The 6,275-nt window shown below is 52.2% G+C and carries 6 protein-coding genes; 4 read left to right on the top strand and 2 right to left on the bottom strand.

The features are described from left to right. Positions 1–400: 400 nt before the first annotated feature. On the bottom strand, positions 401–1,450 hold the full coding sequence (locus tag VMC84_RS06905) for a hypothetical protein (protein WP_325379248.1): 1,050 nt from the start codon (positions 1,448–1,450) through the stop codon (positions 401–403). Between the two features lie 137 nt (positions 1,451–1,587). On the opposite strand from VMC84_RS06905, the gene VMC84_RS06910 reads away from it, so the two are divergent. Together VMC84_RS06910 and VMC84_RS06915 are read left to right on the top strand one after the other, a co-directional pair. Further along, positions 1,588–3,543, top strand: a complete 1,956-nt coding sequence (locus tag VMC84_RS06910; protein WP_325379249.1) for a phosphoadenosine phosphosulfate reductase family protein — start codon at positions 1,588–1,590, stop codon at positions 3,541–3,543. An 82-nt stretch (positions 3,544–3,625) separates the two neighbouring features. After that, positions 3,626–4,399, top strand: coding sequence for a carboxypeptidase-like regulatory domain-containing protein (locus VMC84_RS06915; RefSeq protein ID WP_325379250.1), 774 nt, complete (start codon positions 3,626–3,628; stop codon positions 4,397–4,399). Positions 4,400–4,621: 222 nt separating this feature from the next. Here the strand turns inward: VMC84_RS06915 and VMC84_RS06920 are convergent, their stop codons facing one another. Further along, positions 4,622–4,822 carry a hypothetical protein gene (locus VMC84_RS06920; protein WP_325379251.1) on the bottom strand — a complete coding sequence of 67 codons (201 nt, stop codon included), beginning with the start codon at positions 4,820–4,822 and terminating at the stop codon, positions 4,622–4,624. Positions 4,823–4,889: 67 nt separating this feature from the next. Between VMC84_RS06920 and VMC84_RS06925 the strand changes: the two genes are divergently transcribed. Together VMC84_RS06925 and VMC84_RS06930 are read left to right on the top strand one after the other, a co-directional pair. After that, positions 4,890–5,390, top strand: a complete 501-nt coding sequence (locus VMC84_RS06925) for a pyruvoyl-dependent arginine decarboxylase (protein WP_325379252.1) — start codon at positions 4,890–4,892, stop codon at positions 5,388–5,390. A 13-nt stretch (positions 5,391–5,403) separates the two neighbouring features. Further along, complete coding sequence (locus VMC84_RS06930; protein ID WP_325379253.1) at positions 5,404–5,913, top strand: hypothetical protein; 510 nt, start codon at positions 5,404–5,406, stop codon at positions 5,911–5,913. The last annotated feature ends 362 nt before the right edge of the window (positions 5,914–6,275 follow it).

Here is a 6,275-nt window from a genome sequence, read left to right on the forward strand (position 1 = left end):
TATTTAGATGTTAGTTTTAAAAAAATACTGCTGTGTTGTATATGCCCTTTTAAGTCTCAGAGTGTACGGAGGCACTATTTTTCACCACAAAGGCACTATGGCACGGAGGCTCACAAAGTCTTTTTTATAATTAAGAGACAAAGGGCACAAAGCCGCTTTTTGAACTTATAAGATACAGGATATGATGGCACAGGGGCAAAAAGTGCTCTTGTTCATTCCACTGTGTCTTTGTATCCTTCGTGCCCTGATCGCCGATGAACCGGCTTTGTGTTCTTTGTAACTTAATCTAAAAAGAAAACTTTGTGAGCCTTTGTGCCATCGTGCCTTTGTGGTGAAAATAGTGCCCTCCGTGCCCTTATGAAGCTTAAAATACGGGAGTAATTCAACACAGCAAAAAATACTAGAAGTACCGAATTGGTATCGTTACATTTACGGCCCGGCGATTATCTTCGTTTTTCAAAACCAGGAAGAAATCTGTATGCTGCGGAATAAAAATCGCCCAATGGTTACCAACGACGTGGTAGCGAGCCCCGGCCAATTCTGAAAATGTAGTGCCGTTCCGTTGGCGGGCCAGGTTCTCCTGGTCGACGACCTGCGGACGGATGTCAATATCATCCGGCTGCGAGTCTATGCTTATGCTAGTTGAAAATACTATGCTGCTTGCCGGTAGCCCATGGGAGAGCGTCAAATTGCCCAGCGGAGTATAATAATGGGCGAAAAAGCTCTGGCATGGCGGTATCGTCGCAGTAACGACCGAGCCCATCAGGCCTTCGCCCCATGATTCTTTTCGGATGGCGGTGGTATTATCGGCTAAGTTGACCGTTACGGTCAGATATTTTACCGCCGGGGGAATGGAGCTGTCGATGGTTAATGGCACGTCCACGTAAAAACCGAAGGGGTCTGTATAGCCATATTCATTAAATCCCGACATATGGACGCCCCGGATGGTAAGCCCGTCAAAATAAATATTCGAGCCGTTTGCCGTACTTCCGGTCGCCAGGTCTTTCATCCAGTTTTGAACATAATGGTCGTTGAGAGCGACTTCTATTGCGTTCATCTGCTGTTTGTAGGTGATATCGGGAGAACGTTCATCGAAATACTGGCCTAGGACACGACCGTTATCCAGGTCGACCGTAATGGTCAGGTTGGTCGTCCCATATTCGTTTTTAATATAAACGGGGACCGTGGCGATGGTGCGGGCGGCGTCGGGACGGATATAGAAATCAGGCCCTGGGCGTCCAATATTCCCGATGCTATGCGTGGCATTGGGATTATCGAGGAAGAACGCTACCAGATGGTCAGAGAGCGCGATATTCCGGGCATCGATTTTTTGCTTATTTGTCAGATCGCCGGTGCTCAGACTAATGTTATCGTACGAGTACATGCCGGCGAGTATGAGCGCTGTTGCCAAAGTGGCGCCGGCGACCAGGCCAAGCAAAAGCTTTCGCATAGCGATCCCATGTTTATATGAAAAAGAGCCATTATAACTATTTTCTCTCATGATCCGCCAACCATGTCTCCCCATAATTTTCACCCGCCCGCACAATATCATAAGATATTTAACCCCGCCTCACAGTGTATACCCCGATGGCCGGAATCAAGCCTTTTGAGGAAGCCCTGGACTACATTTTTTGGTGCGATAGATGCAACGTGCCGCTCGTCCGCGAGCATTGCGGCGCATGCGGAGCCGACGCCAGGCAGGTCAGGCTTTCCCCGCCGGGCGACGTCCGGTTCTGCTCGCCCTATGAGCGCATGGTCATCAGAAAATTGTTCGAACACGACTTCGGCTGCGACCCGATCGGCGAGCGTCTCGTGCTATTGAATAAAATACCCGGAGACGATAAGGCCGACGAGGTCATCGTGGACGGCTACACCATCGCCGTCGCCTACTACGACTTGAAAGACGAGGACTATAAGCTGGACTTGCGGCTCTACGGCGCCAAGCTCCTCATGTCTATGACAAAAATGAAGACCGTAACCGTGGACGTGCCCCGGAACATGCACCTGAGCGGGAAAGGCATCAAGGGAAACACGGTCGTCGGGGCCTCTTCCGACATTAAAAAGGACGATATCATACTCATCCGGGTAAACGACACCTTCAACGGCTTCGGCGTGGCTAAAGCGGACGCGGCAGGCATCAAGGACCCGTCCCAGAACACGATCAAGATCAGAAAGATCGGCGGTGGCACCATCAGGCTGAACGAGAAGCTCGGCACCATCGAAGACGCCGTCGCGGCCAACAGGAAAACGATGGAGGCCATGGAAAAGGACGCCATCGGCGTCATTAAAGGTGTAGTCAGCCAGGGCAGGAACAGGGAATTACCCGTGACCGTCTCGTTCAGCGGCGGCAAGGACAGTCTCGTCGTGCTGAACCTGACGAAGAAGGCCGTGAAAAAGTTCGAGGCGTTCTACGTCGATACGGGCCTCGAATTCCCTGAGACCACGAAGTTCGTAGAGGATACCGCTGCGGGCGGAGTTCCTGTAAAGGTCGAAAAAGCCGGTAAAGCTTTCGACGAGAATTTTCCGGTGTTCGGCCCGCCGGCAAAAGACTTCAGGTGGTGCTGCAAGGTCTGCAAGCTCGGGCCGATCACCACATTACTATCACAGTATAAGAGCGGCGTCATCACCGTCGACGGCAAGCGCCGCTACGAGTCGTTCCAGCGGGGCAGCATAGAGACCGTCGAGCGAAACCCGTTCGTTCCCGGCCAGCTTAGCGTTTACCCCATCAAGGACTGGCGCGCCATTGAAGTGTGGCTGTATATCCGTATGGAAAAGTTGCCATATAACGAATTGTACGATAAGGGCTTCGAGCGTATAGGCTGCTGGCTCTGCCCCGCCGCCCTTCAGGCGGAATATGTAAGGATGAAGGAGTTGCACCCGGACCGCCACGGGGAGTGGCAGAATAAGCTCTACAGGTGGGCGGACGAATCGGGCCTCACGCCGGACTATGTGCGCTATGGCTTCTGGCGCTGGAAGTCGCACCCGAACAAAATGCTCAACATAGCTCGGGAAAAGCACATCCCCCTGAAGCCGTCCTATAAGAGTGGTATGGCGCTGGATATCATAAGGGGCGTAAGCCCCTGCACGCTGGGCGGATACAGCATAGAGGGAGTCCTGCGTCTGCCGAATAGGGCGCCGAACCCGATGCTGATGGAGATGCTCAAGACCATCGGCACTCCCGTATATTCGGAGGACCTGGACGTCATACTGGTCCGGGCGCCGAAGGGGAAGACGGCCAAGCTATTCGCCGGAGGCCAGATCTACGCCTCGGCGAACGACAAAGAAAGTGCAGGAAGGCTCTTCGAGGATACGGTCAGGCAGGTGCTGCGGGCCTCGCTGTGCACGAAATGCCGCATCTGCGTGAAGGCGTGCCCGAAGCATGCCATCAGGCTGGACGGTCATATAAAGATCGATGAGAGGCGCTGCGACCACTGCGGCCGCTGCACGAAAGGCTGTGTCGTAGCCCGGTACTACGACCGCCTGGTAAATAAAAAGATACCGCCTTCGACCAGGTTAACCGATGGTGATATAAAGTTTAAATAAGCTATTTATAAATACGTCGTATATGCGACGTATACTTTTATTCATCTGTAGTGCCTTGGCGGCCTTTTCATTTGCTTTTATCATGCCAGCGTTAGCCGATAGCCAGTTGTTCTCCATATCCGGGCAGGTCATCGACGCGACGGGCAGCCCGGTCGCCGGGGCGAACGTAACACTCATCGATTACGCTTATAACGTGATCGGCGTAATGAAGACGGACGATAACGGCAGCTACGATTTCGTTAACGTGAACTCCAGCACCGCCACGATCACCGTCCGGGTCTCGCTGGATAAGAACGGCAAAACGTACAAAGTACCCTCGTACTACACGCGCTGGTATCCGGCCCAGGGCAACGTATCCATAAAGAGCGAGGAGACGCAGTTCGCCGATTACCCGGAGCCGGCGGAGGGCTATCTCTACGGCGCCATCAAGTCGGGCACGTCCGCCGATGCACGTTTCATCACCGGGGACGTGTATTTAACATCGGTATCGACCGGAGTAAAATACCACCAGGTCGCCAACAACACCGACGGCAAAGGCAGTTTTTATTTCCATGTGCCGCCGGGCGATTATGATATTTATGCCGTCCATGTCGAAAATGGCAAAAAGACCGAGACAGCCACACTGCGCGTCACGGTCCAGCCCGCCTGGAACGTCAACGAGCACCTCCCCGTCGTCCTGGTCATTGAGCCTGGCCTCATACCACTGCCACTCCACATGCTCCCGCAGATAAGCTCGCCTGTCCCGGCCATTTCAACGCCACAGGCGACAGGATTTTCTTATACGCCTCTGGCGCTCGCCGGGTTAATCGGCCTCCTTCTGCTCACGGGCCTCTATTTCGTATTCCAAAAACTATAGGCCCATTTTTTATTTTTATCAGTGCGCCGGCCTCAAGCCCTACCAAAAAATATATCCCCTTAATAAGCTCCATTAGGGTGCCCGAATATTAATATTCGAAAGGTTTAAACGTGCAGGGTATATAATAAGCACTAGTCTATTAATGATACTAGATCATTAAAGACTAAGCTTAGTCGATTAGCGATACGGGGTATCGCTAATGACCGTAAAATGTACGAAAGCTCAAGGGCTGAGGTAGGGTGCCATCTTCAATCCGAACAGGCTCATGACGGCAGTATAGCCCAGAAATAGTACGACGTACAGGATATTCGACCAGGTTTTCAGCTCCGGCAGAGAACCCACGATGACTAATAAGGCGATAAAGACCGCAAGAATGAGGATCGAACCTCCGACCTCGATAATCTTAATGTTCAAGTCGTTCAATTAACACACCATACACCTAAAGTGTCTGATTGGACATATGTTTTACGATTGCTAAAGGAGATGCCAGATGAGACAAGGGCTTGTACCAAAAAAAGTGTTCTTTACGAGCGGCTCAGGGACGCACAAAGAAATGCTGGAATCGTTCGAGATGGCGCTGAGAGACGCCGGCATTGAGAAGTTCAACCTTGTCACCGTAAGCTCGATCCTGCCCCCGAAATGCGAGATCATCGAGCGCAGCGAGGGGTTAAAATCGCTGGTTCCGGGCGAGATCGTCTTTACCGTGATGTCACGGAACTCGTCCAACGAGCCGAGCCGCCGCATCGCCGCTGCGATCGGCTGTGCCAAGCCCACGGACCGCCAGGCCGACTTTGGCTATCTATCCGAGCACCACTCCTATGGTGAAACCGAGAAATGCGCCGGCATGTATGCGGAAAAGCTGGCGGAAAACATGTATTATACCTGGAAAAACGAGCACCCCGAGTCGACCATGAATATTTCGAAGACTGCCGAAGTGGACGACGAGGGGAATTGGACAACAGTTATATCTGCTGCCGTGTTTATACTATAATGGAGATGCCAAAATGCGCTGTCCCGGATGTGGAGAAGAAATCTTCGACGACGAGCTGATCATGGGCAAATGCCCGCTCTGCGGCGCCCGGATCAAGGAGCACAAGGAAGCCCCGTCTGGCGGCTCGCCCGACGCGGACTCGTTCATTACCTGCGTGCCGGACTACGATGAGATGCCCTTCGACATGGACCCGGCGATGATGGACCGCATGTACGACTTCTTTGGCGACATCTTCAGCGATGTCGAAAGAATGCTCCTGATAAGCTGCATCGCCTATGATATTTCCCAGAATACCGGCCTGGAGCTAAAGCAGGCCCGCCGGGTGGCCCGGGATGTCGTGGACCGGGAGCAGGCCGAGTTCGAGTTCGAGGTCAAGCCCGAGTGGTACGACGAGTTTAAAATAAAAAAGTGCGCGAAGTGCGGCCGCTACCATTTAATGGTGGGCAAGAAGCTCCTCAAGGGCTGGATCAAGGACGACGACGCGGACTACGACATCGTTTACGTCTGCCGGCGCTGCGCATAATCCTTTTTGGTTCTTATACATATTTTGGATGCTGGTGCAGCCCTTTGGCCTCTCACCACAAAGGCACAATCAGTAGTTCCGTGTTTGTTTAGTGGTCCTTTGCCTTTTTTTCGATTTTCGTACTGCCCGCCGGTTTTTCAACACGAAAACACGAATTATTTTTATATCCCACGTAAGTCACGAAAATCACTAAGGTCCATGCCTGGCGCTTAAAACACGAAACAACCTCCCGAATGAGCACTAAAACACTAAAGGATTGAACCACGAGAACGGCATGACCCTTATACTTTATTTAATATGCTTTCTCTAGTGTTTCAAGTTAATTTAGTGGGGTCCGTGCCTTTGGGAGGTTGTTTAGTGTT

This window comes from Methanocella sp. (assembly GCF_035506375.1).
Lineage (GTDB): Archaea > Halobacteriota > Methanocellia > Methanocellales > Methanocellaceae > Methanocella.

Bases quoted from the DNA above. Each gene is read 5' to 3' on its own strand.
- VMC84_RS06905 (WP_325379248.1), bottom strand. From the start codon at position 1,450: ATGCGAAAGCTTTTGCTTGGCCTGGTCGCCGGCGCCACTTTGGCAACA.
- VMC84_RS06910 (WP_325379249.1), top strand. From the start codon at position 1,588: ATGGCCGGAATCAAGCCTTTTGAGGAAGCCCTGGACTACATTTTTTGG.
- VMC84_RS06915 (WP_325379250.1), top strand. From the start codon at position 3,626: ATGCCAGCGTTAGCCGATAGCCAGTTGTTCTCCATATCCGGGCAGGTC.
- VMC84_RS06925 (WP_325379252.1), top strand. From the start codon at position 4,890: ATGAGACAAGGGCTTGTACCAAAAAAAGTGTTCTTTACGAGCGGCTCA.
- VMC84_RS06930 (WP_325379253.1), top strand. From the start codon at position 5,404: ATGCGCTGTCCCGGATGTGGAGAAGAAATCTTCGACGACGAGCTGATC.